This is a genomic window from Streptomyces sp. NPDC004752, assembly GCF_053601275.1.
In genome coordinates, this window is the sequence record NZ_JBSGBN010000021.1 from 46,385 (window position 1) to 70,160 (window position 23,776).

The following is a 23,776-nucleotide window of genomic DNA, read 5'->3' on the forward strand; positions in this document are numbered from 1 at the left end:
ACGGTCACGCGCGGATGCACCCCGTTTCGTACAACCGTTCATGCCCGCTGAGTGACGCTCCGAACGCTAGACGTGAAGGGGATCTTCCGGATTCCGGCCAGGTTCTGTATCAGCCATTGATACGCGCGCACCGTCCGTCACCCCGGTCTGCGAGAATTGACCCCGTGATCTCCCGAATCGATCTGCGCGGCGACGCCCTTCCCGAGGGCCCCGCCCTGCGCGACCTGCTGCCCCGGGCCGACTTCGACGTTCAGGCCGCACTGGAGAAGGTGCGCCCGATCTGCGAGGCCGTGCATCATCGCGGTGACGCGGCGCTGATCGACTTCGCGGAGCGGTTCGACGGGGTACGGCTGAAATCCGTCCGTGTGCCGGAAAAGGCCCTCGCGGACGCGCTCGCGGCCCTCGACCCGGCGGTCCGCGCGGCCCTGGAGGAGTCGATCCGCCGCGCCCGCCTCGTCCACCGTGAACAGCGTCGTACGACGCACACGACCCAGGTCGTGCCCGGCGGGTCGGTGACCGAGAAGTGGGTGCCGGTCGAGCGGGTCGGGCTCTACGCGCCGGGCGGCCGCTCGGTCTACCCCTCCTCCGTGATCATGAACGTGGTGCCCGCGCAGGAGGCCGGCGTCGCCTCGATCGCCCTGGCCTCCCCGGCCCAGGCCCCCGCTTTTGAAGATGATCCGGCCGGCGGCCTGCCGCACCCGACCATCCTGGCCGCGTGCGCGCTGCTCGGCGTCGACGAGGTGTACGCGGCGGGCGGCGCGACCGCGGTCGCGATGTTCGCCTACGGCACCGAGTCCTGCGCCCCCGCGAACATGGTCACCGGCCCCGGCAACATCTGGGTCGCCGCCGCCAAGCGTTTCTTCACCGGCCGGATCGGCATCGACGCCGAGGCCGGGCCCACCGAGATCGCCATCCTCGCGGACGACACCGCCGACCCGGTGCATGTGGCCTCCGACCTGATCAGCCAGGCCGAGCACGACCCGCTGGCCGCCGCCGTGCTGGTCACCGACTCGGTCGAGCTGGCCGACGCGGTGGAGAAGGAACTGGCGCCGCAGGTCGCGGCCACCAAGCACGTCGACGACCGGATCGTCCCGGCCCTCGGCGGCAGGCAGTCCGCGATCGTGCTGGTCGACGGCGTGGACGAGGGCCTGCGGGTGGTCGACGCATACGGCGCCGAGCACCTGGAGATCCAGACCGCCGACGCCGCCGCGGTCGCCGACCGCGTCAAGAACGCCGGCGCGATCTTCATCGGCCCCTGGGCGCCGGTGTCCCTGGGCGACTACGCGGCCGGGTCCAACCACGTCCTGCCGACCGGAGGCTGCGCCTGCCACTCCTCCGGCCTGTCCGTCCAGTCCTTCCTGCGTGGCATCCACATCGTGGACTACACCAGGGACGCACTGGCCGAGGTCGCGCACCACGTGGTCACGCTGGCGGAGGCGGAGGACCTGCCCGCGCACGGCGCGGCCATCAAGGCGAGGTTCGGCTGGAAGGTACCGACGAGCAAGTGAACCCCGGAATCGACGATCTCCCCGTACGGGACGAACTGCGCGGCAAGTCCCCCTATGGCGCGCCCCAGTTGGACGTCCCCGTACGGCTGAACACGAACGAGAACCCGTACCCGCTGCCCGAGCCGCTGGTCGAGCGGATCACCGAGCGGGTGCGCGCCGCCGCCCGCGACCTGAACCGCTACCCCGACCGGGACGCGGTCCAGTTGCGCACCGAGCTGGCCACCTACCTGACGCGGACCGGCAAGTACCCGCTCGGCATCGAGAACATCTGGGCCGCCAACGGCTCCAACGAGGTCATCCAGCAACTGCTGCAGACCTTCGGCGGGCCGGGCCGCACGGCGATCGGCTTCGAGCCGTCGTACTCGATGCACTCGCTCATCGCGCGGGGCACCGGCACGGGCTGGATCTCCGGCCCACGGACCGAGGACTTCACCATCGACCTCGCCGCCGCCGAGCGGGCGATCGCCGAGCACCGCCCGGACGTCGTGTTCATCACCACCCCCAACAACCCCACGGGCAACGCGGTTCCGCCCGAGACGGTCCGCGCGCTGTACGACGCCGCGCAGGCGGCCAAGCCGTCCATGGTGATCGTGGACGAGGCGTACATCGAGTTCAGCCACGGCGACTCGCTGCTGCCACTGCTCGCGGGCCGGCCGCACCTCGTCGTCTCGCGCACCATGTCCAAGGCGTTCGGCGCGGCGGGACTGCGGCTCGGCTATCTGGCCGCGCACCCGGCGGTGGTGGACGCCGTCCAGCTCGTCCGGCTGCCGTACCACCTGTCGGCGATCACCCAGGCGACCGCGCTGGCCGCCCTGGAGCACACCGACACCCTGCTGAAGTACGTCGAGCAGCTGAAGACGGAGCGGGACCGGCTGGTGCGCGAACTGCGCGCGATCGGCTACGACGTCACGGAATCCGACGCGAACTTCGTGCAGTTCGGGCGGTTCACGGACGCGCACGAGACCTGGCAGAAGATCCTCGACCGGGGCGTCCTGGTCCGGGACAACGGCGTACCGGGGTGGTTGCGGGTGTCCGCCGGAACCCCTCGGGAGAACGACGCGTTCCTCGACGCGGTACGTGAGTTGAAGAAGGAGCAGAGTTCATGAACCGCGAAGGACGCGTCGGACGTGTCGAGCGCACCACCAAGGAGACCTCGGTCCTGGTCGAGATCGATCTCGACGGCACCGGCCGGACCGACATCGCCACCGGCGTCGGCTTCTACGACCACATGCTCGACCAGCTCGGCCGGCACGGTCTGTTCGACCTGACCGTGAAGACCGACGGCGACCTGCACATCGACTCGCACCACACCATCGAGGACACCGCCCTCGCGCTCGGTGCCGCGTTCAAGCGGGCGCTCGGCGACAAGGTGGGCATCTACCGCTTCGGCAACTGCACGGTCCCGCTGGACGAGTCCCTCGCCCAGGTCACCGTCGACCTCTCCGGCCGCCCCTACCTGGTGCACACCGAACCCGACCACATGGCGCCGATGATCGGCGAGTACGACACCACGATGACCCGGCACATCCTGGAGTCCTTCGTCGCCCAGGCACAGATCGCGCTGCACGTGCACGTGCCCTACGGGCGCAACGCGCACCACATCGTGGAGTGCCAGTTCAAGGCGCTGGCACGGGCGCTGCGCTACGCGAGCGAGCGGGACCCGCGCGCGGTCGGCATCCTCCCGTCCACGAAGGGCGCACTGTAGACCATGACCGGACTGTCCACCCTGCTGATCGTCGTCGGCCTCTTCCTCGTCGGCGGCATCATCTCCTTCGTCAAGCAGAAGATGCCCACCAGCCTCATCGTGCTGGTGTCCATCGGCGCGGCGATGTGCCTGGTCGCCGGAGTGCTGCGGCTGGAGGTGTGGAATTGAGCGCAGCCAGGAAGGTCGTCGTCCTCGACTACGGCTTCGGCAACATCCGCTCCGCCGAGCGCGCCCTGGCCCGCGCGGGAGCCGAGGTCGAGATCACCCGTGACTTCGACAAGGCGATGAACGCGGACGGCCTGCTGGTGCCCGGCGTCGGCGCCTTCGCCGCCTGCATGCAGGGGCTGCGCGCGGCCCGCGGCGACTGGGTCATCGACCGTCGGCTGTCCGGCGGGCGCCCGGTGCTGGGCATCTGTGTCGGCATGCAGATCCTGTTCGCGCGCGGTATCGAGCACGGCGTGCAGACCGAGGGCCTCAGCGAGTGGCCCGGCTCGGTCGAGCCGCTTGAGGCCGAGATCGTGCCGCACATGGGCTGGAACACCGTGGCCGTGCCGCCCGGCTCCGAACTGTTCGCGGGCCTGGACGCGGACGCCCGCTTCTACTTCGTGCACTCCTACGCCGTCCACGACTGGACCTTCGAGGCACAGAACCCGCTGCTGCACCCCCCCAAGGTGACCTGGTCGACGCATGGCAAGCCGTTCGTGGCGGCCGTGGAGAACGGCGCCCTGTGGGCGACGCAGTTCCACCCCGAGAAGTCCGGCGACGCCGGAGCCCAGCTCCTCACCAACTGGATCGGAACACTGTGAGCAAGCTCGAACTCCTTCCCGCCGTCGACGTCAGGGACGGCCAGGCGGTCCGCCTCGTGCACGGCGAGTCCGGGACCGAGACCTCGTACGGCTCGCCGCTTCAGGCCGCCCTCGCCTGGCAGCGCTCGGGCGCCGAGTGGCTGCACCTGGTCGACCTGGACGCCGCGTTCGGCACCGGCGACAACCGCGCGCTGATCGCCGAAGTCGCGGGCGCGATGGACATCAAGGTGGAGCTGTCCGGCGGCATCCGGGACGACGGCACCCTCGCCGCCGCGCTCGCCACCGGCTGCACCCGGGTGAACCTCGGCACCGCCGCCCTGGAGAGCCCCGAGTGGGTCGCCGCAGTGATCGCCGAGCACGGCGACCGGATCGCGGTGGGCCTGGACGTCCGCGGCACCACACTGCGCGGGCGCGGCTGGACGCGGGACGGCGGCGACCTCTACGAGACGCTGGCGCGCCTCGACAAGGAGGGCTGCGCCCGTTACGTCGTCACCGACATCGCCAAGGACGGCACGCTGCAGGGCCCGAACCTGGAGCTGCTGAAGAACGTCTGCGGGGCCACCGACCGTCCGGTCGTGGCCTCGGGCGGCGTGTCCTCGCTGGACGACCTGCGGGCCATCGCCGAGCTGGTACCCCTCGGAGTCGAGGGCGCCATCGTCGGGAAGGCGCTGTACGCGAAGGCGTTCACCCTGGAAGAGGCATTGGAGGCTGTGTCGTCATGACGTCCGAAGCCGTGCGGCGCGTGCAGAGCGGAAGTCCCTGGGAGGAGAGCTTCGGCTTCGCGCGCGCCGTCGCGGCGGGCGACCGTGTGCTGGTGGCGGGCACCACGGCCTTCAAGGGCCGGGTGCTGTACGGGGAGGGCGACCCGTACGAGCAGGCGAAGGTGGCGTTCACCAGCGCGCTGGAGGCGATCGCCGAGTTCGGGCTGGGGCCCGGGTCGGTGATCAGGACCCGGATGTATCTGACCCATCTGCGGGACGTCGACGAGGCGGGCCGGGCCCACAAGGAGCTGTTCGACTCCGTGCGCCCGGTCTCGACCCTGCTGGTCGTGGAGGGCTTCGTCGACCCGCGCATCCTGGTCGAGGTGGAACTGGAAGCCTTCCGAGGCCACAAGCAGCAAGAAGCAGCAAGAGGAGCCGTGGATTCATGACCCTGGCGGTCCGAGTCATCCCCTGCCTGGACGTGGACAACGGCCGGGTCGTCAAGGGCGTCAACTTCCAGAACCTGCGCGACGCGGGCGACCCCGTCGAGATGGCCAAGGTGTACGACGCCGAGGGCGCCGACGAGCTGACCTTCCTGGACATCACCGCGTCCTCGGGCAACCGCGAGACGACCTACGACGTGGTGCGCCGCACCGCCGAACAGGTCTTCATCCCGCTGACGGTCGGCGGTGGCGTGCGTACCGCCGAGGACGTGGACAAGCTGCTGCGGGCCGGCGCCGACAAGGTGGGCGTGAACACCGCGGCGATCGCCCGCCCCGAACTGATCCGCGAGATCGCCGAGCGGTTCGGGCGCCAGGTGCTGGTCCTCTCGGTCGACGCGCGTCGCAGCGGGCCGGGCGGCTTCGAGGTCACCACCCACGGCGGGCGCCGCGGCACCGGCATCGACGCCGTCGAGTGGGCGCACCGGGCCGCCGAGCTGGGCGCGGGGGAGATCCTGCTCAACTCCATGGACGCGGACGGCACGAAGGACGGCTACGACCTGGAGATGATCGCGGCCGTGCGGGGGCACGTCACCGTCCCGGTCATCGCCTCCGGCGGCGCGGGCAAGCTGGCGGACTTCGCACCGGCCGTCGCCTCCGGCGCCGACGCCGTGCTGGCGGCCTCCGTCTTCCACTTCGGCGACCTACGGATCGCCCAGGTGAAGCAGGCACTACGCGAGGCCGGCCACCCCGTGCGGTGACGCCCTGTTCTGCCGTCCTGCGCTCACGGTCCGCCGAAACGCGAAAGGAAAGTTGCGCAAAATCTGTTGTGCAACTTTTCTTTCGTATCTACGGTGATGGCATGGCACGCGAGGAGACCCGCCCGATCACCGACCTCGGCACCCTGAAGGCCCTGACCCATCCGCTGCGCATGCGGTTGTACCGCCTGCTCTACATCGCCCGGACCGCGACCGCCTCGCAGCTGGCCGACCAGGTCGACGAGGCGGTGTCACTGGTCAGCTACCACCTGCGCAAGCTGGCCGAGCACGGGCTGATCGAGGAGGCCGAGCGGCAGAGCGGTGACGGCCGGGAGCGGTGGTGGCGGCCCTCCTCGCGGGGCGTGAGCATCCGGGACGAGGACTTCCGGGACGCCCCCGAGCGGGCGGCGGCACACCTGGCGGCCAGTCGGCTCCTCCACCACCAGCGCGCCGACATGCACCGGCGCTACCTCGACGAGCGGGCCACCTGGAGCGCCGAATGGAACTCCGCCGCACCGGACAGCGAGTGGCTGGTCAGGCTCACGGCGGCCGAACTGGACGAGCTGCACGAGGAGTTGACGGCGCTGCTGCGCAGGTACGAGGAGAAGGGCCGGGCCGCAGAGGCCGCCGGCGACACCGCCGGGCGCGAGAACGTCGCGCTGCACGTGCACGGATTCCCATTCCGCGTCTGAGAGTTCCGCGTCTGAGAGAGGTCGCCGTTTTGCCCTCCGCCACCGCGCCGTCCGCCGCGCCCGGCGCCGCCGTCGCCCGCCCCGCCCACCGCGACCCCAACGTCCTGCGCTGGCTGAGCGCCTACACCTGCTCCATGCTCGGCGACAACGTCTACTTCCTCGCGCTGTCCTGGGCCGCCGTCCAGGCCGGGACGCCGGCCCAGGCCGGTCTCGTCATGTCGGCCGGCGCCCTGCCGCGAGCCGTGCTGATGCTCGGGGGCGGTGTTGTCGCCGACCGGTTCGGGCCGCGCCGGGTCGTCATCGGCAGCGACGCGGTGCGCTGCGCGGCGGTCCTCGCGGTGGCCGCGCTGCTCCTCCTCGCCAGTCCCGGCCTGTGGTCCCTGGCCCTGCTCGCCCTGGTCTTCGGCGCCGTGGACGCCGTGTTCATGCCCGCCGTGGGCGCCCTCCCGGCCCGGATCACCGGCAGGGACCAGCTGGCCCGGGTGCAGGGGATGCGCGGGCTGTCCAGCCGCTTCGCGAGCGTCGTCGGCGCCCCGCTCGGCGGCCTGGGTGTGGCGCTCGGCGGCGCGGCGGTCGCGTTCGGCCTCGCGGGCGCGCTCATCGCCGCGTCGGTGCCGCTGCTGATCTCGGTACGGTTCCGCGCCCTGCCGGCCGACACCACGATCCCCGGCCCGGACGCCGTACCGCTACCCGGGCCACGTACCTCGGAACCACACCCGGGCGCGCCACATGTGGCTGGGCCACATGTGGCTGGGCCACATGTTTCCGCGCCACATGTGGCCCAGCGACATGTCGCCGAAGGACGTCCCGCCGAGGAGCCTCATGCCGCCGCATATGCCGTGGAGCCACATGCCGTGGAGCCACATGCCGTGGAGGCACATGTCGCCGAGCGGACCGACCGCCCCAGGGCCCGGTCCCGCGCCTGGGGTGATCTGGTGGGCGGGCTGCGCTACATCCGGGGGCACCGGGTGCTGGCCCCGCTGATGGCGGTCATCGCGCTCGGCGACTTCGGGTTCGTCGGCCCGCTCAATGTCGGCCTGACCCTGCTGGCCGACCGGCGCGGCTGGGGCGCCTCCGGTATGGGCTGGGTGCTCGCCGGCTTTGGCGTCGGCGCGGCCGCCGTGTCGCTGCTGCTGGCCGTCCGGGGCCGGCTGCCGCGGGCCGGCCTGGTAGCCGGGTATGCGATCCTTGCGGGCTCCGTCGCGATCGGCGCCCTCGCCTTCGTCCCGTATCTCCTCGCCGCCGTCGGCGTGGCTCTCCTCGTCGGGCTGTTCGCCGGGCTGAGCGGCGCCCTCTGCATCGCCTTGCTGCAGACCGAGGCCGACCCCGCCTACCTGGGCCGGGTCACTGCCGTCGCCGGCCTGGTCAGCCTCGGTCTCGCTCCGCTGAGCATGCCCGTCGCGGCGGCCGCGATCGGTGCCTGGGGTCTTGGCCCGGTGTTCGCCGTCAGCGCCGCGGTGTGCGGGCTCGGCGGCATCGTCGCCCTGTGCGTACCGGGCCTGCGCCACGCCGAACTGCCCCGCTGACGCCCCCGGACGGGCAATGCCCCGCGCGGCTCAGATGCCGGGGCCATGAATGTCCAGGAGGTGTCTTTCCGGCCGAGGCCCGGCGCGGCCCGGATGCCCAGAGGCCCCGGATGCCTATGAAAGTGACGGCTGGCGCGTTTCGGAGGGTTGGCGCCCCGCGCGCGTACCTGCACGGTACGGGGTGCCCATGATGTCCATGCGGTGCCTGTCCGAGGGCGAGGCATGGCACGCGCCCCCGGATGCCCACGCGGGCGACGGCTGGTGCGTCTTGGACGGTTGGCGCCCCGCGAGGCAGATGCCCGGCGCGCGGGACCGCAGCCGGGCCCCGACTGCCCTGCCGAGCACCTTGCCCGCACCGGACGCGCAGGTTGGCGTCCCCGTGGGAGGCGTGCGTGCGCCTCAGATGCCCAGTTGCTTGGATTCCCGCAGCTTGGCGATCGCGTTCTCGTCGCCCGTCAGCTCGACCTCGGCCGCGGCCTGCCGGCCGAACGCGAACAGCAGCAGTTCCGAGGGCTCGCCCGTCGCCGTCACCACGGGCGCGCCCCGGTGGGCGACGGCCGTCTGGCCGTCGGGGCGGCGCAGCACCAGGCCCGTCGGCACGCCCCGGCCCAGCAGCCGGGCGGTGCGCTCCAGCCGGGACCACAGGGCCTCCTGGAAGACGGGGTCCAGCTCGCGCGGCGTCCAGTCCGGCTGGGCGCGCCGGACGTCCTCCGTGTGGACGTAGAACTCGACGGTGTTGGCGGCCTCGTCGATCTGCTTGAGCTGGAAGGGCGAGAAGCGGGGCGGGCCGGTACGGATCAGCTGGAGCAGTTCCTCGTACGGCTTCGCGGAGTACTCGTCCATCACCTTTTGCAGGCGCGGCGCGAGCTGCTTGATCAGCGAGCCCCCGGCGGCGTCCGGGCGGCGCTCGCGCACCACCACGTGCGCGGCGAGGTCGCGGGTCTGCCAGCCCTCGCAGAGGGTCGGTGCCTCGGGGCCGGTGGTTTCCAAGAGGTCGGCGAGCAGAAGCCGTTCACGCTTGGCGAAGGTCGACATACCGTCAGCCTACGACCAGGCTCGCGCTCCGCCCACCCGTCGCCCCGCGCCGCCCCCCTCTCGGCGCCCAACCACTGGACAGCTCCGGGCACTGTCGGTGCCGCGCGGCACAATGGCATCCATGACCAGCACGCCCCAGCCCAGCAGCCTCGACCCGGAGGTCGCCGCGCGCCTCAAGCGCAGCGCCGACGGGCTTCTCCCGGCCATCGCCCAGCAGTACGACACCGGAGAGGTGCTGATGCTGGGCTGGATGGACGACGAGGCGCTGCACCGCACGCTGACCACCGGCCGCTGCACCTACTGGTCCCGCAGCCGCCGCGAGTACTGGGTCAAGGGCGACACGTCCGGGCACGTCCAGTGGGTGAAGTCGGTCTCCCTCGACTGCGACGCCGACACGGTGCTGGTCAAGGTCGACCAGGTGGGTGCAGCCTGCCACACCGGCGCCCGCACCTGCTTCGACGCCGACGTGCTCCTCAAGGACGCCGACCCCGGCGCGCCGGCCGCCACCCAGGACTCCGGCTCCCCGCAGGCGCGGGCGAAGAGCACGGGTCAGTCGCGGGCGAAGAGCCCGGGTCAGTAAGGTCTGCCGCCATGGATCTTGAGACGTTCCGCAAGCTGGCGGGCGACCGCCGGGTCATCCCGGTCACCCGCAAGCTCCTCGCCGACGGCGACACCCCGGTCGCGCTGTACCGCAAGCTGGCCGCCGAGCGCCCCGGCACCTTCCTGCTGGAGTCCGCCGAGAACGGCCGCGCCGCGTTTCAGTGGTCCCGCTACTCCTTCGTGGGCGTCCGGTCGGCCGCCACCCTGACCGAGCGGGACGGCCGGGCCCACTGGCTCGGCACCCCACCCGTCGGCGTCCCACTCGGCGGTGACCCGCTGGCCGCCCTGCGCGCCGCCGTCGAGGCCCTGCACACCCCCCGCGACCTCGCCCACGACCTGGGCCTGCCGCCCTTCACCGGAGGCATGGTCGGCTATCTCGGCTACGACGTCGTCCGCCGCCTGGAGCGCATCGGACCCGGCGAGCGGGACGACCTGAAGCTGCCCGAGCTGACCATGCTGCTCACCAGCGACCTGGCCGTCATGGACCACTGGGAGGGCACGGTCCTGCTGATCGCCAACGCGATCAACCACAACGACCTGGACACCGGCGTCGACGAGGCCCACGCCGACGCCGTGGCCCGCCTGGACGCCATGGAGGCAGACCTCTGCCGCCCGGTCGCCCAGCCGCCCGCGGTGCTGCCACCCTCTGAACTGCCCCCGTACACCGCGCGCTGGGGCGGCCCCGACTTCCAGGAGGCTGTGGCGGACGTCAAGGAGCGCATCCGGGCCGGCGAGGCATTCCAGGTCGTCCCCTCGCAGCGCTTCGAGACGCCGTGCACGGCGAGCGCACTGGACGTGTACCGGGTGCTGAGGGCCACCAACCCGTCCCCGTACATGTATCTGCTCCGGCTGCCCGACGGGGCCGGGGGCGCCTTCGACGTGGTCGGCTCGTCCCCGGAGGCACTCGTCAAGGTCGAGGAGGGGCAGGCCATGGTCCACCCCATCGCCGGCACCCGGCCGCGCGGCGCCACCCCGCAGGAGGACCAGGCGCTCGCCGACGAACTGCTCGCCGACCCCAAGGAGCGCGCCGAGCACCTGATGCTCGTCGACCTCGGGCGCAACGACCTGGGCCGGGTCTGCGAGCCCGGCTCGGTCGAGGTCGTCGACTTCATGTCCATCGAGCGGTACTCGCACGTCATGCACATCGTCTCCACGGTCACCGGCCGGGTCGCCGCCGGCCGTACCGCCTTCGACGTGCTGACGGCGTGCTTCCCGGCGGGCACCCTGTCCGGCGCGCCCAAGCCCCGGGCCATGCAGATCATCGACGCACTCGAACCGTCCCGGCGCGGCCTGTACGGCGGCTGCGTCGGCTACCTGGACTTCGCGGGCGACTCCGACACGGCCATCGCCATCCGTACGGCGCTGCTGCGCGACGGCACCGCCTACGTCCAGGCGGGCGCGGGCATCGTCGCCGACTCCGACCCGGTCGCCGAGGACCAGGAATGCCGCAACAAGGCGGCGGCGGTGCTCCGCGCGGTGCACACCGCGAACCGTCTCGGAAGGGATCGAGTGAACCCCGGGTGACGTAACGCTCGGGGCTCAGGCGATAGTGGAGGACGTGACAGCCGTACCTCACCCCCGTTCCGAAGCCGCGGCACCCGCCCGGGCCGGCCGTCGGAGCCTCGCCGTGGCGCTGCTGTGCGGCGCGCTCGGCGCCGCCGTGGCGCTGCTTGCCACGCGCCAGCGCTGGTCGGAGGGGACCGCCACGGTGGCCGGCGGTGCCTTCCCGCTCACCGCGAAGGGCAGCGACGTGACGGGCGTCCCCGCGGCCCTCGCCATAGTGGGCCTCGCGGCCCTCGTCGCCGTCTTCGCCGTCCGCAAGGGCGGCCGACTGCTGGTCGCCGCGCTGCTCGCGCTCTGCGGCGCCGGTACGGTCGCCGCCGCCCTGGCCGGTGCCTCCGACGGTTCCGCGCTCGACGAGAAGGCCGCCGAGGCATCCGGGGACACCTCCGCCACGGTCGCCGCGCTCAGCCATACGGCCTGGCCCTATGTGGCGGCCGTCGGCGGCGTGCTGCTCCTGCTCGCCGGGCTCCTCGCGCTGCGCTACGGCCGGCTGTGGCCCGCCATGTCCGGCCGCTACGAGCGCGGCACGGCGCGCCCGCGCCGCACCGCCGCGGCCGTCGACCCCGACCGGCCCGAGGACCTGTGGAAGGCCCTGGACCGCGGCGAGGACCCGACGGGGGGTTAGACCGGGTTGGACCTGGGTTGGACCGGGGGCTTGGCTAGCCCGCGATGCCGGTGGACTCACGTGTCCTGCGTGCGAGTCCGCGGTGGATCCGGGACACGGACCGCGGTGGCATCGGCGGTTCCGCGTCCCAGACCCGCCGCACCTTCACGGGCCCTGGCCTTCGGCCGGGTCCGTGGCGGCTTCAGTCCTTGTGGTCGGGGGCTATGCGCTCGACGAGGCGGAGCAGGGCGGACCAGGCGAGGTCGTACGCCTCGTCGTCGCTGAAGTCGGAGTCCTTGTCCTGCCCCGTCAACTGGCGGGCGGTGAGTTCGCAGACGTCATGCTGGGGGATGCTGAGCCTCGCGCCCCCGGCCATGGCCGTGGTCTGGATCTCGCACGCCTTGTCCAGGTAGTACATCCGCAGAAATGCCTGGCCGGGGGTTTCGCCGACGGTCAGCAGACCGTGGTTGCGGAGGATCATCGCGGGGTGGTCGGCGAGGTCGGCGACGAGGCGGCGCTGTTCGGCGAGGTTGAGGGCGACGCCCTCGTAGTCGTGGTAGCCGACCCGGCCGTAGAACTCCATGGAGATCTGGTTGAGCGGGAGCAGACCGTCCTCCTGGGCGGCGACGGCGCAGCCGGCCTTGGTGTGGGTGTGCAGAACGCACTGGGCGTCGGGGCGGGAGGCATGGATGGCGCTGTGGATGACGAAGCCGGCGGGGTTGACCGGGTGGGGGGTGTCCTCGACGGGGTGACCGGCCAGGTCCACCTTGACGAGGTTGGACGCGGTGATCTCCTCGAAGAGCAGACCGTAGGGGTTGATCAGGAAGTGGTGCTCGGGGCCGGGGATGCGGGCGGAGATATGCGTGAAGATCAGGTCGGTCATCCGGAAGTGGGCCACCAGGCGGTAGACGGCGGCGAGTTCGCGGCGCAGCCGCGCCTCCTCGGCGGAGATGGCCGACGGGGTGTGCTCGGTGAGGTGGGCCGACGTGGTCACGGGATGAGCCTCCGGTGGTGTGTGGTGTGAGGACGTGTGTGGGTGTGGGTGTGGGCGTGGGTGTGAGGACGTAGGGGGCCGTGGATGCGTTGAACGGTGATCAGGGGCGCCATTCCGCTGGTCATCGCGGGCGTCGGTCGGTGGGGCAAGCGACGGCCATGACGAGATGGCCGACGGTCATCAGGTCCTCCGATTCCTGCGGTCCGGGCGCCGGGAGGCGCGGGCCGCCGAGTGGGTGCCGCTCGGGGGGCGGGGAGCGAGCGCGGCTTCGCGTCGCGTAGGGGAAAGGGCGTGCGGCGCCGTCCGGGAACGTGGGGAGGGGAGGCGGTGCCGCCAGGGCCGGAGCCCCTGCTGGTGGGTGACGTTATCCACGGGGCACACTGAGCTGAAGCGCCGGATTCATCCAATCTGGAGCCATCCATTGGATGAATCCGATAACCGGCACGGCGCCGCCGTTCGCTGTACGGAAGGACCTCTTTCTCCGTGACCTTCTCCGTGGCCGAGACCGATCCGGCCGCCGATGAGACGGCGGTTCCGCTCAGTGTGCTGCTCGCCGATCCCGCGCTGGCCCTGACACAGGTGGCGGGCCCCGCCGAGGACCGGCTCATCGGCACGGTCGGTACCACCGAGCTTGAGGACCCCACGCCCTACCTGGTCGGCGGCGAACTCCTCCTCACTTCCGGAGTGCGGCTGCCGCCCGACGCGGAGGGCATCGACACCTTCGTGGCACGCGTGGTCGCCGCCGGAATCGCCGCCCTCGGCTTCGGCATCGCCCCGCTGCACCAGGAGGTGCCGGCCGGACTCGTCGCCGCCTGTGACCGCCATGAGCTGCCGCTGCTGCGGCTGCCGCCCCGGACCCCGTTCGTCGCCGTCGGCCGGGCGACGTACGCCGCGATCGCCGAGGCCCGCAACCGCGATCTGAAGCGGATCTCCCAGGCGCAGTCGGCCCTCGCCTCGGCCGCCGCCCGACCGGATGCGCTCCAGGCCGTGCTCACCCAGCTCAGCGTCCACACGGGCGCCTGGGCGGTGCTCCTCGACGGCCAGGGCAACGAACTGTTCCGGGCGGGCAGGCGTCCCCCGGAGGCCGTCCGCGACCTCCTGCGCGACCTCGCCGTCCGTACCGCGGTCCGTCCCGCCACGGGCGGATCGCCGCCTCCCGCGGCCGCGGCCGACCACCACGACGGCGTTCACCTGACCGTGCACACGCTCTCCGGAGCGGACGGCACCACCCCCCTGGCCCTCGGCCAGGCCGCGACGACCACCCCGACCCCGGTCCACCGCCAGGTGACCGGCACGGCCATCGTCCTGTTGTCCCTGCTCACCAGCCCCCGGCACGCGCTGACCACCGACAGCCACGGCGTCGGAGCGCTCGTCCGGCTCATGCTCGGCGCCGCTCCGGCCGAGGTCGCGCCCGCCCTCGTACCCGCCGAGAGGCCGACGGACGACCACTGGATCGTCGTGCACGGACGGCACACCGCGCGGCGGCCCGAGGACCCTGGGCGGCGGTCCCCGCGAGCGCCGCGGTCCGGCGGGGATCCCGCGCGGCTCGCCGCTCTCGGCACGGCCCTCGGCACCCCCTATCTGCACATCGACGGGACCAGCCTGAGAGCGCTCGTCCCCAGCGCGCCCGGGGCCCGTCCGGCCGCCCCCGCGCAGGCCGCCGCCCTCGGATGGACCCTGGGCTTCAGCGCGCCCTCGCCCGCGGCCGGCCTGCCCCGTGCCGACGCCCAGGCCGAACACGCGCTGCGGCGCGCGATCGCCGCCGAGGTGCCGGCCGTCGTCCACGAGGCCGCGCCGCCGACCGTCCACGGCCTGGTGGCCCCCGCGGACGCCGAGGAGTTCGCCCGCACCCGTTTCGCCGCGCTCGACCGGGCCGGGCCGCCGGGCGCCCCCGTCCTGCTCGCCACCCTGCGCACCTGGCTGGCCTTCCACGGCAGCTGGGACCGTACGGCCGCCGAGCTCCAGGTCCACCGCAACACCGTGCGCCATCGCGTGGCACGGGTCGCCGAACTCCTCGATGCCGACCTCCAGGACCCGGCCGTACGCATGGAACTCTGGTTCGCCCTGGACTGGCTGCCCGCCGAAGAGGGCCACTAGCCAGGTGCAGTGATCACGAGCGCCGTCGGTACGGGCGGGCCCGTCGGCGCCGTCCGCGCCGCGACCCCGTCGGACCCGATGTGGCGAACCAGACGCCCGCCGGGACCCACCCCTGCTCACGCCGGGTCCACCCGTACGGGACAATGGGCGGTGATGAGCGTCCGGCTCACACACGCACACGGCAACGAGGAGCAAGCAATGGCGGGCAGCAGCCACGGTCACACCCCGGCCGCCTGGACCGGTGTCATCATCGCCTTCATCGGGTTCTGCGTCGCGGGCGCCTTCATGGTGATGGCACAGCCGATCGGCTTCTGGGCCGGCATGGCGATCGTGGTGCTCGGCGGTGTCGTCGGCGCCGTCATGCGCTCCATGGGCCTCGGCCAGCCGAAGGACATCCACCGGGTCCCTCAGCCCCAGACCCGGGCCGCGGTGACGCCCGAGCCCGCCGCCGTCGAGAGCTGACCCGGCGGAACCGGCCCGGCAGGAGCTGATCCGCCGGACGACCGCCTCGTCACCACCTCATGAGGCTCGTCACCACCTCGTGAGAGGGGCGCCACGGCACCGCACGGGCCGCCGCGGCGCCCCTCACGCGCGTCCGCGGCCGCAGGGGGGACAATGCGAGACGTGAACGCCGACAGTGAGCACCTGGTGCCGCGCCCGGCCCGCGCGGCCGTCCTCGGCCGGCTGGCGGTCCCCGCGGGCCTCTTCGCGGCCGTTGCCGGAGCCTTCGCGTATGTCGGGACGGTGGACCCCAACGAGCCCGGCCACTACCCGGTGTGCCCGCTGTACGGCTACACGGGCCTGTACTGCCCCGGCTGCGGCGGACTGCGCAGCGCGCACGCCTTCATCCACGGGGACCTCACGGCCGCGCTCCAGGCCAACGCCCCGGCCGTGGCCGCCTATCTGGTCTTCGCCGTCCTGTGGACCGTCTGGGTGGTCCGCGCGGTGCGCGGACGGCCGATGCGGCTGTCCCTGGGGCCGGTGCACCTGTGGAGCCTGGGGGCCCTGCTGCTGGTCTTCACCATTGTCCGGAACCTGCCGTTCGGTGGCTGGCTGCATCCTTGATCGACTGGGCGAAGTCCAGGTAGTGGGACCGGTGACAACCGGATGCGGGGCCTTCGCCGTCCTGCGGATACCATCGCAGTGACCACGGGCTTTCGACCCGCAGGAACAGCCGTCTGGAAGGGGACCGCTCGCGTGAGTGTGCTCGACGAGATCATCGACGGAGTCCGTGCCGACCTGGCGGATCGGCAGGCGCGCGTCAGCCTCGACGAGCTCAAGGAGCGCGCGGCCAAGGCGCCCGCCGCCAAGGACGGGGCGGCCGCCCTGCGCGGCGACGGCGTCAAGGTCATCTGCGAGGTCAAGCGCTCCAGCCCGTCCAAGGGCGCGCTGGCCGCGATCGCCGACCCGGCCGGGCTCGCCGCCGACTACGAGGCGGGCGGCGCGGCCGTCATCTCGGTCCTGACCGAACAGCGCCGCTTCGGCGGCTCGCTCGCCGACCTGGAGGCGGTCCGGGCCCGCGTGGACATCCCGGTGCTGCGCAAGGACTTCATCGTCAGCTCGTACCAGCTGTGGGAGGCCCGGGCGTACGGCGCCGACCTCGCGCTGCTGATCGTCGCCGCCCTCGACCAGCCGGCCCTGGAGTCGCTGATCGAACGCGCCGTCTCCATCGGCCTCACCCCGCTCGTCGAGGTGCACGACGAGGACGAGGTGGACCGCGCGGTGGACGCGGGCGCCAAGGTGATCGGCGTCAACGCGCGCAACCTGAAGACCCTGGAGGTCGACCGGGGCACGTTCGAGAGGGTCGCCCCGGAGATCCCGGACGGCGTGATCAAGATCGCCGAGTCCGGCGTCCGCGGCCCGCACGACCTGATCGCCTACGCCAACGCGGGCGCCGACGCGGTCCTGGTCGGCGAGTCCCTGGTGACCGGGCGCGACCCCAAGGCGGCCGTCGCCGACCTGGTGGCGGCGGGCGAGCACCCCGCACTGCGGCACGGCCGGAGCTGACCTCCCGATAGGGTGGGCACCGATGATGACAGCGACGACCCCCGTGACGACCACGGACCGGTACGCCCGCCTGGCGCGCGGCTGCCGTCCCCGTGGCTGCCGCGCGCCCGCCCGCAGGGTGCACGGCCGCCGGGTGCGCTACGTCATCGGTGACGAGCCCGGGCAGGTGAACGGCCGTCGATGGCAGCGCCCCGACAGGGGCGCGGGAAACCACGCGACCGGCCAGAACGGTCGCGCGGCCCACTGACGGAGCCCGCCCCCCACGGCAATGAGTGCCTTTCCACAAGCTCACCGTGAGGTTTACGCATGCCCAGCGAGTTCTTCATCCCCGACCCGGAGGGTCGGATCCCCAGCGCCGAGGGCTACTTCGGCGCGTTCGGCGGCAAGTTCATCCCGGAGGCGCTCGTCGCCGCCGTGGACGAGGTCGCCGTCGAGTACGACAAGGCCAAGCACGACCCGGAGTTCGCCCGCGAACTCGACGACCTCCTGGCCAACTACACCGGCCGCCCGAGCGCGCTCACCGAGGTGCCGCGGTTCGCCGAGCACGCCGGCGGCGCCCGGGTGTTCCTCAAGCGCGAGGACCTCAACCACACCGGCTCCCACAAGATCAACAATGTGCTGGGCCAGACCCTGCTCACCAAGCGGATGGGCAAGACCCGTGTGATCGCCGAGACGGGCGCGGGCCAGCACGGCGTCGCGACCGCCACCGCGTGCGCGATGTTCGGCCTCGACTGCACCGTCTACATGGGTGAGATCGACACCAGGCGCCAGGCCCTGAACGTGGCCCGGATGCGCATGCTGGGCGCCGAGGTCATCGCCGTGAAATCCGGCAGCCGCACCCTGAAGGACGCCATCAACGAGGCATTCCGGGACTGGGTCGCCAACGTCGAGCACACCCACTACCTGTTCGGGACCGTGGCCGGCCCCCACCCGTTCCCCGCCATGGTGCGCGACTTCCACCGGGTGATCGGTGTGGAGGCCCGCCGCCAGCTCCTGGAGCGGGCGGGCCGGCTCCCCGACGCCGCCGTCGCCTGCGTCGGCGGCGGCTCCAACGCCATCGGCCTCTTCCACGCCTTCATCCCGGACGCCTCCGTCCGGCTCGTCGGCTGCGAGCCCGCCGGGCACGGCATCGCCAGCGGCGAGCACGCTGCCACCCTCACCGCGGGCGTGCCCGGCATCCTGCACGGCTCCCGCTCCTTCGTGCTCCAGGACGACGAGGGCCAGATCACCGAGCCGTACTCGATCTCGGCCGGCCTGGACTACCCCGGCATCGGCCCCGAGCACTCCTACCTCAAGGAGTCGGGCCGCGGCGAGTACCGCGCGATCACCGACGACGAGGCCATGCAGGCGCTGCGCCTGCTGTCACGCACCGAGGGCATCATCCCGGCGATCGAGAGCGCCCACGCGCTCGCCGGCGCCCTGGAGATCGGCGGGGAGCTGGGCAAGGACGGGCTGATCGTGGTCAACCTGTCCGGCCGCGGCGACAAGGACATGGACACGGCCGCCCGCTACTTCGGCCTGTACGACACCGACGCGGACGCCGAGGTCGCCGCGGATGCGGCCGGCGCGCACGCCGAGATCGAGGGGGACGCCAAGTGAGCGGGAACATCCAGCTGCTGACCGACACGCTCGCCGCCGTGAAGGCGGAGGGCCGGTCTGCCCTGATCGCCTACCTCCCGGCCGGGTTCCCGACCGTGGACGGCGGCATCGAGGCGGTCAAGGCCGTCTTCGACGGTGGCGCCGACGTCGTCGAGGTCGGGCTGCCGCACAGCGATCCGGTCCTGGACGGCCCGGTCATCCAGACCGCCGACGACATCGCGCTGCGCGGCGGCGTGCGGATCGCCGACGTCATGCGCACCGTCCGGGAGGCCCACGAGGCGACCGGGAAGCCCGTCCTCGTCATGACCTACTGGAACCCCATCGACCGCTACGGCGTGGAGCGCTTCACCGCCGAGCTGGCGGCGGCGGGCGGCGCGGGCTGTATCCTGCCCGACCTGCCGGTCCAGGAGTCGGCGCTGTGGCGCGAGCACGCCGCGAAGCACCGCCTCGCCACGGTCTTCGTGGTCGCCCCCAGCAGCGAGGACGCCCGGCTTGCGGAGATCACCGCGGCCGGTAGCGGCTTCGTCTACGCCGCCTCGCTGATGGGCGTCACAGGCACGCGCGAGTCCGTCGGCGCGCAGGCCCAGGGCCTGGTGGAGCGCACCCGCGCCACCGGCACCGACCTGCCCGTCTGCGTCGGCCTCGGCGTCTCCGACAGCGCCCAGGCCGCGCAGGTCGCCGGCTTCGCCGACGGGGTGATCGTCGGCTCGGCCTTCGTCAAGCGCATGCTGGACGCACCGGACCACCCCGCCGGCCTCGCGGCGGTCCGCGAACTGGCCGGTGACCTGGCAAGGGGCGTACGCGGGCAGGCATGACGACAGCGCCCCGAAGGCCGAAGGGGGCGCGGGGGGGACTGCGGGATCGGCCCCGGCGGTGTCGCGGTCGAACGGCGCGGCGTGGCAGCGCCCCAAAGGGGCGCGGGGAACTGCGCGACCAGCCACGACGGTGCCGCGGTCGAACGACGGCAGACGAACGACGGCGCGGTACCGCCCTACCCGCGGAGCGTTCGTCACTCGAACGGGTGGACCTGGGATCGGGGAGGCGCGCTGCGCCTCCCCGGTTCGTTCTGGGGGTGTGAGCGAGAAGAATCGTGACGGAAAGCGCACCGCCCGTGAGCGGCTGGCGGTCGAGCGAGAGAAGCAGAAGGCCGCGGACAAGCGGCGGCGCGCGCTGATCGTGGGCGCGAGCGTGGTCTGCGTGCTCGGGCTCGCCGCGGTGATCGGCGTGGTCGCCGCGAACGCGGGCAAGGAGAAGGGCAGCGCGAGCTCGGGCCCGGTCGTGGCACCCTCCGGCGCGCAGGGCAAGGACGGCCTCGCCATCCCGGTCGGCAAGGACGGCGCCAAGTCCACGCTCACGGTGTGGGAGGACTTCCGCTGCCCGGCCTGCCAGATCTTCGAGACGACATACCGCCCCACGCTCCACGAACTGACCGACGCCGGCCGGCTCAGAATCGAGTACCACCTGGTCACGCTCATCGACGGCAACCTCGGCGGCAGCGGCTCCCGGCGCGCGGCCAACGCGGCCGCCTGCGCCCAGGACGCCGGCAAGTTCCGCGAATACCACGACGTGCTGTACGAGAACCAGCCCAAGGAGACGGACGACGCCTTCTCCAGCGATGCCAAGCTGATCGAGCTGGCGGGCAAGGTGAACGGCCTCGACACGCCGGAGTTCCAAAAGTGCGTCAAAGACGGCACGCACAACAGCTGGGTGGCGAAGTCCAACAAGGCATTCCAGGCCGGCGGCTTCTCCGGCACGCCGACCGTCCTGCTGAACGGCAAGAACATCTACCAGGACCAGACCATGACCCCGGACAAGCTCAAGCAGATGGTGGAGGCGGCGGACAAGGGGTAAGCGATTCTCACGCCCCCGTTATGGACCCGTAGCCGGGCCGACTGCCGTGTGCCCGGCCCGGCACGGTAGCGTCGACCCTGCCATGGAACTTGCCTACATTCCCAGCCCGTCGCGCGGGGTGCTGTACCTCGGCCCGATTCCGCTGCGCGGCTACGCGTTCTGCATCATCATCGGCGTGTTCGTTGCCGTCTGGCTCGGCAACAAGCGCTGGATCGCCCGCGGCGGCCGCTCCGGCACGGTGGCCGACATCGCCGTCTGGGCCGTGCCGTTCGGCCTCGTCGGCGGTCGGCTCTACCACGTGATCACGGACTACGAGCTGTACTTCAGCGAGGGCCGTGACTGGGTGAACGCCTTCAAGGTGTGGGAGGGCGGGCTCGGCATTTGGGGCGCGATCGCGCTCGGCGCGCTGGGCGCGTGGATCGGCGCCCGGCGCCGAGGCATCCCGATGCCCGCGTACGCCGACGCAGTCGCCCCCGGCATCGCCCTGGCGCAGGCGATCGGCCGCTGGGGCAACTGGTTCAACCAGGAGCTGTACGGGCGCGAGACGGGTCTCCCTTGGGCGGTGCACATCACCTCCTCCTCGGGCGGCCGGGTGCCGGGCTACTACCACCCGACGTTCCTGTATGAGTCCCTTTGGTGCATCGGTGTCGCCGCCCTGGTCATCTGGGCCGACCGACGCTTCAAGCTGGGCCATGGCCGGGTGTTCGCCCTGTATGTCGCCGCGTACTGTGTGGGCCGCGCCTGGATCGAGTACATGCGCGTCGACGATGCCCACCACATCCTGGGCCTGCGCCTCAACGACTGGACCGCGCTGCTCGTCTTCGCGCTGGCGGTGGTGTACCTCGTCGTGTCGGCGAAGAAGCGGCCCGGCCGGGAGGCCGTGGTGGAACCGGCCGCCGCGGCGGACGCCGAGGGCTCGGTCCCCGACACGAAGACCGGGTCCGGTACCGCGTCGGACGACGAGACGCAGGACAAGGCGGAGGACAAGGCACAGGACGCGGCGGGTGGCCGGGCGCCGGATCCGACGGGGGACGGGGCGGAGGCCGAGGCCGGCGAGCGGGTTGAGGCGGAGGCCGAGGCCACCGGGATCCCCGAGGGCCGGGCCGCGAGCGCCGAGAATGCCGGCGTCTCGGAGACGAAGGACGAGGCGGGATCAGCCACGAAGAAGAGCTGACCCAGGACCGTACGACGAGGAGGGCGCCCCGGATCGCGGGGGCGCCCTCCTTGTGTCTCACGGCCTGCGGGCCACCAAAGACAGCGTCCGCCGGGCCGCCGCCACCACGGCCGCGTCGATGAACCGGCCGTCCGGCAGCGCCTGGGCGCCGCGCTCCGTCGCCGCCGCCTTCACGATCGTCTCGGCCTGATCCAGCTCCGCCTGGGTGGGCAGATAGGCACGCTCGATGATCGGCAGCTGACGCGGGTGGATGGCGGCCCGGCCGAGGAAGCCGAGGGAGCGGCCGTGGGCGCAGGAAGCGGCGAGGCCCTCCAGGTCGCGGATGTCGGGGTGAACCGACTGGGGCGGCGGCGCGAGCCCGGCCGCCCGTGCGGCGACAACGACCCGGGAGCGGCACCAGTCGAGGCCCGCGTCGTCGCGTACGCCCAGGTCGGCCCGGAGGTCCGCCTCGCCCAGGGAGATGCCCCGCAGCGCCGGGTGGGCGGCGGCGATGGCGTATGCGTGCTCGATGCCCTGGGCGGTTTCGAGCAGGGCGTACAGCCGATGACCGGTGGCGTCCGCGGCGCGCACCACCTCCTCGGCACAGGTCACCTTCGGCAGCCGTACCCCGGACACGCCCGGCAGTTGGGCCATCGCCCGCAGATCGGCCGCCGCCCACGACCCCTCCGTGCCGTTCACCCGGACGTGGACCCGCACCGGCTGCGGCTCGGACAGGAGGTCCACGGTCGCCGCACGGGCGTACTCCTTGCGGTCCGGGGCGACCGCGTCCTCCAGGTCGATGACCACCACATCCGCGCCGCAGGCCAGCGCCTTGGCCACCACGTGCGGGCGGTCGCCAGGGACATACAGCCAGGTGAGCGGGAACGGGATCACAGGGCGCCCTCCTCGCGCAGGGCGTGCAACTCCGCCGGGGTCAGGCCCAGCTCGGTCAGGACGGCCTCCGTGTCCGCGCCGTGCGGGCGGCCCGCCCAGCGGATCCCGCCGGGGGTGGCGGAGAGCCGGAAGAGGACGTTCTGCATGCGCAGCGGGCCCAGTTCGGGGTCGTCGACGGTGGCGATGGTGCCCAGGGCGGCGTACTGGGGGTCGGACATCACGTCCCGCACGTCCTGGACCGGCGCCACCGCGGCCTCCGCCTTCTCGAAGGCGGACACCACCTCGTCGCGGGTGCGGGCGGCGATCCAGCGGCCGACCGCCGCGTCGAGGACGTCGGCGTGCGCCGCCCGTCCGGCGCCGGTCGCGAACCACGGCTCGTCGATCAGGTCCGGGCAGCCCACCAGGTCCATGACGCGTTCGGCGACCGACTGGGCGGAGGTGGAGACGGCGACCCAACTGCCGTCGGCCGTGCGGTAGGTGTTGCGCGGGGCGTTGTTCTGCGAGCGGTTGCCGGTGCGTGGCTGGACGTGGCCCAACTGGTCGTACCAGATCGGCTGCGGACCGAGGACGGTCAGGATCGGCTCGATGATGGCCATGTCGACGACCTGGCCCGCGCCGGTGTGTTCCCGGGCGGCCAGCGCCGTCATCACCGCGTACGCCGTGGCCAGGGCGGCGATGGAGTCCGCGAGGCCGAAGGGCGGGAGCGTCGGGGGTGCGTCCGGCTCGCCGGTGATCGCGGCGAAGCCGCTCATCGCCTCGGCGAGGGTGCCGAAGCCGGGGCGGCGCGCGTACGGCCCGAACTGGCCGAAGGCGGTGACCCGGGTGAGGACGAGGCGCGGGTTGACGGCGGACAGCTCGTCCCAGCCCAGGTCCCACTTCTCCAGCGTGCCGGGCCGGAAGTTCTCGATCACCACGTCGGCGGTGGCGGCCAGCCGCAGCAGGGTGGCGCGACCGCCGGGCCTGGACAGGTCCAGGGTGAGGGTGCGCTTGTTGCGGCCGAGCAGCTTCCACCACAGACCGACGCCGTCCTTGGCGGGACCGTGACCGCGGGACGGGTCGGGCTTCGCCGGGTGCTCGACCTTGATGACCTCGGCGCCGAAGTCACCGAGCAGGGTGGCGGCGAGAGGGCCGGCGAAGAGGGTGGCGAGATCGAGGACGCGCAGACCGTGCAGGGGTCGGGGGGCGCTCATCCGGCGTACTGGGCCCCGTGCGGGCCGGGGCCGGTGGTGGTGCTGTCGGGTGC

General features: G+C 72.5%; 26 protein-coding genes. 22 read left to right on the top strand and 4 right to left on the bottom strand.

Features of this window, described 5'->3' with window-relative positions; translation table 11 throughout:
• Nucleotides 1-164: 164 nt before the first annotated feature.
• The 10 genes from hisD to ACWEKM_RS11745 all read left to right on the top strand — a co-directional run bounded on the left by hisD (nucleotide 165) and on the right by ACWEKM_RS11745 (nucleotide 8,136).
• The gene (gene hisD / locus ACWEKM_RS11700; RefSeq protein WP_451620990.1) at nucleotides 165-1,508 is read left to right on the top strand and encodes a histidinol dehydrogenase; all 1,344 of its coding nucleotides are present in this window, start codon (nucleotides 165-167) and stop codon (nucleotides 1,506-1,508) included.
• Nucleotides 1,505-2,614: a histidinol-phosphate transaminase gene (locus tag ACWEKM_RS11705; protein ID WP_451620991.1), complete on the top strand. Its 1,110-nt coding sequence runs from the start codon at nucleotides 1,505-1,507 to the stop codon at nucleotides 2,612-2,614. Before hisD ends, ACWEKM_RS11705 begins: the two co-directional genes overlap by 4 nt.
• Nucleotides 2,611-3,213 carry an imidazoleglycerol-phosphate dehydratase HisB gene (gene hisB / locus ACWEKM_RS11710; protein ID WP_451620992.1) on the top strand — a complete coding sequence of 201 codons (603 nt, stop codon included), beginning with the start codon at nucleotides 2,611-2,613 and terminating at the stop codon, nucleotides 3,211-3,213. The genes ACWEKM_RS11705 and hisB overlap by 4 nt, the downstream gene beginning before the upstream one ends.
• A 3-nt stretch (nucleotides 3,214-3,216) precedes the next feature.
• Nucleotides 3,217-3,381, top strand: a complete 165-nt coding sequence (locus tag ACWEKM_RS11715) for a hypothetical protein (RefSeq protein ID WP_451620993.1) — start codon at nucleotides 3,217-3,219, stop codon at nucleotides 3,379-3,381.
• Nucleotides 3,372-4,019, top strand: a complete 648-nt coding sequence (hisH, locus tag ACWEKM_RS11720; RefSeq protein WP_451620994.1) for an imidazole glycerol phosphate synthase subunit HisH — start codon at nucleotides 3,372-3,374, stop codon at nucleotides 4,017-4,019. The genes ACWEKM_RS11715 and hisH overlap by 10 nt, the downstream gene beginning before the upstream one ends.
• A complete protein-coding gene (priA, locus tag ACWEKM_RS11725; RefSeq protein ID WP_451620995.1) occupies nucleotides 4,016-4,741 on the top strand; it encodes a bifunctional 1-(5-phosphoribosyl)-5-((5-phosphoribosylamino)methylideneamino)imidazole-4-carboxamide isomerase/phosphoribosylanthranilate isomerase PriA in 726 nt (241 codons plus the stop codon). Before hisH ends, priA begins: the two co-directional genes overlap by 4 nt.
• Nucleotides 4,738-5,169 (top strand): RidA family protein, encoded by a 432-nt coding sequence (locus ACWEKM_RS11730; RefSeq protein WP_451620996.1) that lies wholly within the window; start codon nucleotides 4,738-4,740, stop codon nucleotides 5,167-5,169. Before priA ends, ACWEKM_RS11730 begins: the two co-directional genes overlap by 4 nt.
• Nucleotides 5,166-5,921 (top strand): imidazole glycerol phosphate synthase subunit HisF, encoded by a 756-nt coding sequence (gene hisF / locus ACWEKM_RS11735; protein WP_451620997.1) that lies wholly within the window; start codon nucleotides 5,166-5,168, stop codon nucleotides 5,919-5,921. The genes ACWEKM_RS11730 and hisF overlap by 4 nt, the downstream gene beginning before the upstream one ends.
• 101 nt (nucleotides 5,922-6,022) lie before the next feature.
• Nucleotides 6,023-6,610, top strand: coding sequence for an ArsR/SmtB family transcription factor (locus ACWEKM_RS11740; RefSeq protein WP_451620998.1), 588 nt, complete (start codon nucleotides 6,023-6,025; stop codon nucleotides 6,608-6,610).
• Nucleotides 6,611-6,744: 134 nt separating this feature from the next.
• The gene (locus tag ACWEKM_RS11745) at nucleotides 6,745-8,136 is read left to right on the top strand and encodes an MFS transporter (RefSeq protein WP_451621027.1); all 1,392 of its coding nucleotides are present in this window, start codon (nucleotides 6,745-6,747) and stop codon (nucleotides 8,134-8,136) included.
• A 399-nt stretch (nucleotides 8,137-8,535) separates the two neighbouring features.
• Here the strand turns inward: ACWEKM_RS11745 and ACWEKM_RS11750 are convergent, their stop codons facing one another.
• Nucleotides 8,536-9,171, bottom strand: a complete 636-nt coding sequence (locus tag ACWEKM_RS11750) for a TIGR03085 family metal-binding protein (RefSeq protein ID WP_451620999.1) — start codon at nucleotides 9,169-9,171, stop codon at nucleotides 8,536-8,538.
• 121 nt (nucleotides 9,172-9,292) lie between these two features.
• Here ACWEKM_RS11750 and hisI point away from each other — a divergent pair, with 121 nt between their 5' ends.
• The 3 genes from hisI to ACWEKM_RS11765 are packed head-to-tail and all read left to right on the top strand — an operon-like array spanning nucleotide 9,293 to nucleotide 11,959.
• Complete coding sequence (hisI, locus tag ACWEKM_RS11755) at nucleotides 9,293-9,751, top strand: phosphoribosyl-AMP cyclohydrolase (protein ID WP_451621000.1); 459 nt, start codon at nucleotides 9,293-9,295, stop codon at nucleotides 9,749-9,751.
• A gap of 11 nt (nucleotides 9,752-9,762) precedes the next feature.
• Nucleotides 9,763-11,295: an anthranilate synthase component I gene (locus ACWEKM_RS11760; RefSeq protein ID WP_451621001.1), complete on the top strand. Its 1,533-nt coding sequence runs from the start codon at nucleotides 9,763-9,765 to the stop codon at nucleotides 11,293-11,295.
• Between the two features lie 25 nt (nucleotides 11,296-11,320).
• Nucleotides 11,321-11,959, top strand: coding sequence for a TIGR02234 family membrane protein (locus ACWEKM_RS11765; RefSeq protein ID WP_451621002.1), 639 nt, complete (start codon nucleotides 11,321-11,323; stop codon nucleotides 11,957-11,959).
• Nucleotides 11,960-12,140: 181 nt separating this feature from the next.
• Here ACWEKM_RS11765 and ACWEKM_RS11770 read toward each other — a convergent pair whose 3' ends face one another.
• Nucleotides 12,141-12,932 carry a class II aldolase/adducin family protein gene (locus ACWEKM_RS11770; RefSeq protein WP_451621003.1) on the bottom strand — a complete coding sequence of 264 codons (792 nt, stop codon included), beginning with the start codon at nucleotides 12,930-12,932 and terminating at the stop codon, nucleotides 12,141-12,143.
• 483 nt (nucleotides 12,933-13,415) lie between these two features.
• On the opposite strand from ACWEKM_RS11770, the gene ACWEKM_RS11775 reads away from it, so the two are divergent.
• The 9 genes from ACWEKM_RS11775 (at nucleotide 13,416) to lgt (ending at nucleotide 21,660) form a co-directional block, all read left to right on the top strand.
• Complete coding sequence (locus tag ACWEKM_RS11775) at nucleotides 13,416-15,029, top strand: PucR family transcriptional regulator (RefSeq protein ID WP_451621004.1); 1,614 nt, start codon at nucleotides 13,416-13,418, stop codon at nucleotides 15,027-15,029.
• 198 nt (nucleotides 15,030-15,227) lie between these two features.
• A complete protein-coding gene (locus tag ACWEKM_RS11780) occupies nucleotides 15,228-15,491 on the top strand; it encodes an HGxxPAAW family protein (RefSeq protein WP_451621028.1) in 264 nt (87 codons plus the stop codon).
• A 153-nt stretch (nucleotides 15,492-15,644) separates the two neighbouring features.
• Nucleotides 15,645-16,094: a DUF2752 domain-containing protein gene (locus ACWEKM_RS11785; protein ID WP_451621005.1), complete on the top strand. Its 450-nt coding sequence runs from the start codon at nucleotides 15,645-15,647 to the stop codon at nucleotides 16,092-16,094.
• A gap of 132 nt (nucleotides 16,095-16,226) precedes the next feature.
• Nucleotides 16,227-17,036 carry an indole-3-glycerol phosphate synthase TrpC gene (trpC, locus tag ACWEKM_RS11790; protein WP_451621006.1) on the top strand — a complete coding sequence of 270 codons (810 nt, stop codon included), beginning with the start codon at nucleotides 16,227-16,229 and terminating at the stop codon, nucleotides 17,034-17,036.
• Between the two features lie 22 nt (nucleotides 17,037-17,058).
• On the top strand, nucleotides 17,059-17,283 hold the full coding sequence (gene trpM, locus ACWEKM_RS11795; RefSeq protein WP_451621007.1) for a tryptophan biosynthesis modulator TrpM: 225 nt from the start codon (nucleotides 17,059-17,061) through the stop codon (nucleotides 17,281-17,283).
• Nucleotides 17,284-17,342: 59 nt separating this feature from the next.
• On the top strand, nucleotides 17,343-18,635 hold the full coding sequence (trpB, locus tag ACWEKM_RS11800) for a tryptophan synthase subunit beta (RefSeq protein WP_451621008.1): 1,293 nt from the start codon (nucleotides 17,343-17,345) through the stop codon (nucleotides 18,633-18,635).
• On the top strand, nucleotides 18,632-19,450 hold the full coding sequence (trpA, locus tag ACWEKM_RS11805; RefSeq protein ID WP_451621009.1) for a tryptophan synthase subunit alpha: 819 nt from the start codon (nucleotides 18,632-18,634) through the stop codon (nucleotides 19,448-19,450). Before trpB ends, trpA begins: the two co-directional genes overlap by 4 nt.
• A 259-nt stretch (nucleotides 19,451-19,709) precedes the next feature.
• Nucleotides 19,710-20,486, top strand: a complete 777-nt coding sequence (locus ACWEKM_RS11810) for a DsbA family protein (RefSeq protein ID WP_451621010.1) — start codon at nucleotides 19,710-19,712, stop codon at nucleotides 20,484-20,486.
• 82 nt (nucleotides 20,487-20,568) lie between these two features.
• Nucleotides 20,569-21,660: a prolipoprotein diacylglyceryl transferase gene (gene lgt / locus ACWEKM_RS11815; protein ID WP_451621011.1), complete on the top strand. Its 1,092-nt coding sequence runs from the start codon at nucleotides 20,569-20,571 to the stop codon at nucleotides 21,658-21,660.
• Between the two features lie 57 nt (nucleotides 21,661-21,717).
• On the opposite strand, the gene ACWEKM_RS11820 is transcribed toward lgt, so the two are convergent.
• A complete protein-coding gene (locus tag ACWEKM_RS11820; protein WP_451621012.1) occupies nucleotides 21,718-22,533 on the bottom strand; it encodes an HpcH/HpaI aldolase/citrate lyase family protein in 816 nt (271 codons plus the stop codon).
• Nucleotides 22,530-23,723, bottom strand: coding sequence for a CaiB/BaiF CoA transferase family protein (locus tag ACWEKM_RS11825; RefSeq protein ID WP_451621013.1), 1,194 nt, complete (start codon nucleotides 23,721-23,723; stop codon nucleotides 22,530-22,532). Before ACWEKM_RS11825 ends, ACWEKM_RS11820 begins: the two co-directional genes overlap by 4 nt.
• Nucleotides 23,724-23,776 lie beyond the last annotated feature (53 nt).

What these genes read in the sequence shown, in the direction of transcription:
- ACWEKM_RS11740 (WP_451620998.1), top strand. Translation starts at nt 6,023, where the DNA reads ATGGCACGCGAGGAGACCCGCCCGATCACCGACCTCGGCACCCTGAAG.
- hisF (WP_451620997.1), top strand. Translation starts at nt 5,166, where the DNA reads ATGACCCTGGCGGTCCGAGTCATCCCCTGCCTGGACGTGGACAACGGC.
- lgt (WP_451621011.1), top strand. Translation starts at nt 20,569, where the DNA reads ATGGAACTTGCCTACATTCCCAGCCCGTCGCGCGGGGTGCTGTACCTC.
- ACWEKM_RS11760 (WP_451621001.1), top strand. Translation starts at nt 9,763, where the DNA reads ATGGATCTTGAGACGTTCCGCAAGCTGGCGGGCGACCGCCGGGTCATC.
- ACWEKM_RS11750 (WP_451620999.1), bottom strand. Translation starts at nt 9,171, where the DNA reads ATGTCGACCTTCGCCAAGCGTGAACGGCTTCTGCTCGCCGACCTCTTG.
- ACWEKM_RS11825 (WP_451621013.1), bottom strand. Translation starts at nt 23,723, where the DNA reads ATGAGCGCCCCCCGACCCCTGCACGGTCTGCGCGTCCTCGATCTCGCC.
- ACWEKM_RS11715 (WP_451620993.1), top strand. Translation starts at nt 3,217, where the DNA reads ATGACCGGACTGTCCACCCTGCTGATCGTCGTCGGCCTCTTCCTCGTC.
- trpM (WP_451621007.1), top strand. Translation starts at nt 17,059, where the DNA reads ATGATGACAGCGACGACCCCCGTGACGACCACGGACCGGTACGCCCGC.
- ACWEKM_RS11730 (WP_451620996.1), top strand. Translation starts at nt 4,738, where the DNA reads ATGACGTCCGAAGCCGTGCGGCGCGTGCAGAGCGGAAGTCCCTGGGAG.
- hisI (WP_451621000.1), top strand. Translation starts at nt 9,293, where the DNA reads ATGACCAGCACGCCCCAGCCCAGCAGCCTCGACCCGGAGGTCGCCGCG.
- trpB (WP_451621008.1), top strand. Translation starts at nt 17,343, where the DNA reads ATGCCCAGCGAGTTCTTCATCCCCGACCCGGAGGGTCGGATCCCCAGC.
- ACWEKM_RS11780 (WP_451621028.1), top strand. Translation starts at nt 15,228, where the DNA reads ATGGCGGGCAGCAGCCACGGTCACACCCCGGCCGCCTGGACCGGTGTC.
- ACWEKM_RS11785 (WP_451621005.1), top strand. Translation starts at nt 15,645, where the DNA reads ATGCGAGACGTGAACGCCGACAGTGAGCACCTGGTGCCGCGCCCGGCC.
- ACWEKM_RS11745 (WP_451621027.1), top strand. Translation starts at nt 6,745, where the DNA reads ATGCTCGGCGACAACGTCTACTTCCTCGCGCTGTCCTGGGCCGCCGTC.
- hisB (WP_451620992.1), top strand. Translation starts at nt 2,611, where the DNA reads ATGAACCGCGAAGGACGCGTCGGACGTGTCGAGCGCACCACCAAGGAG.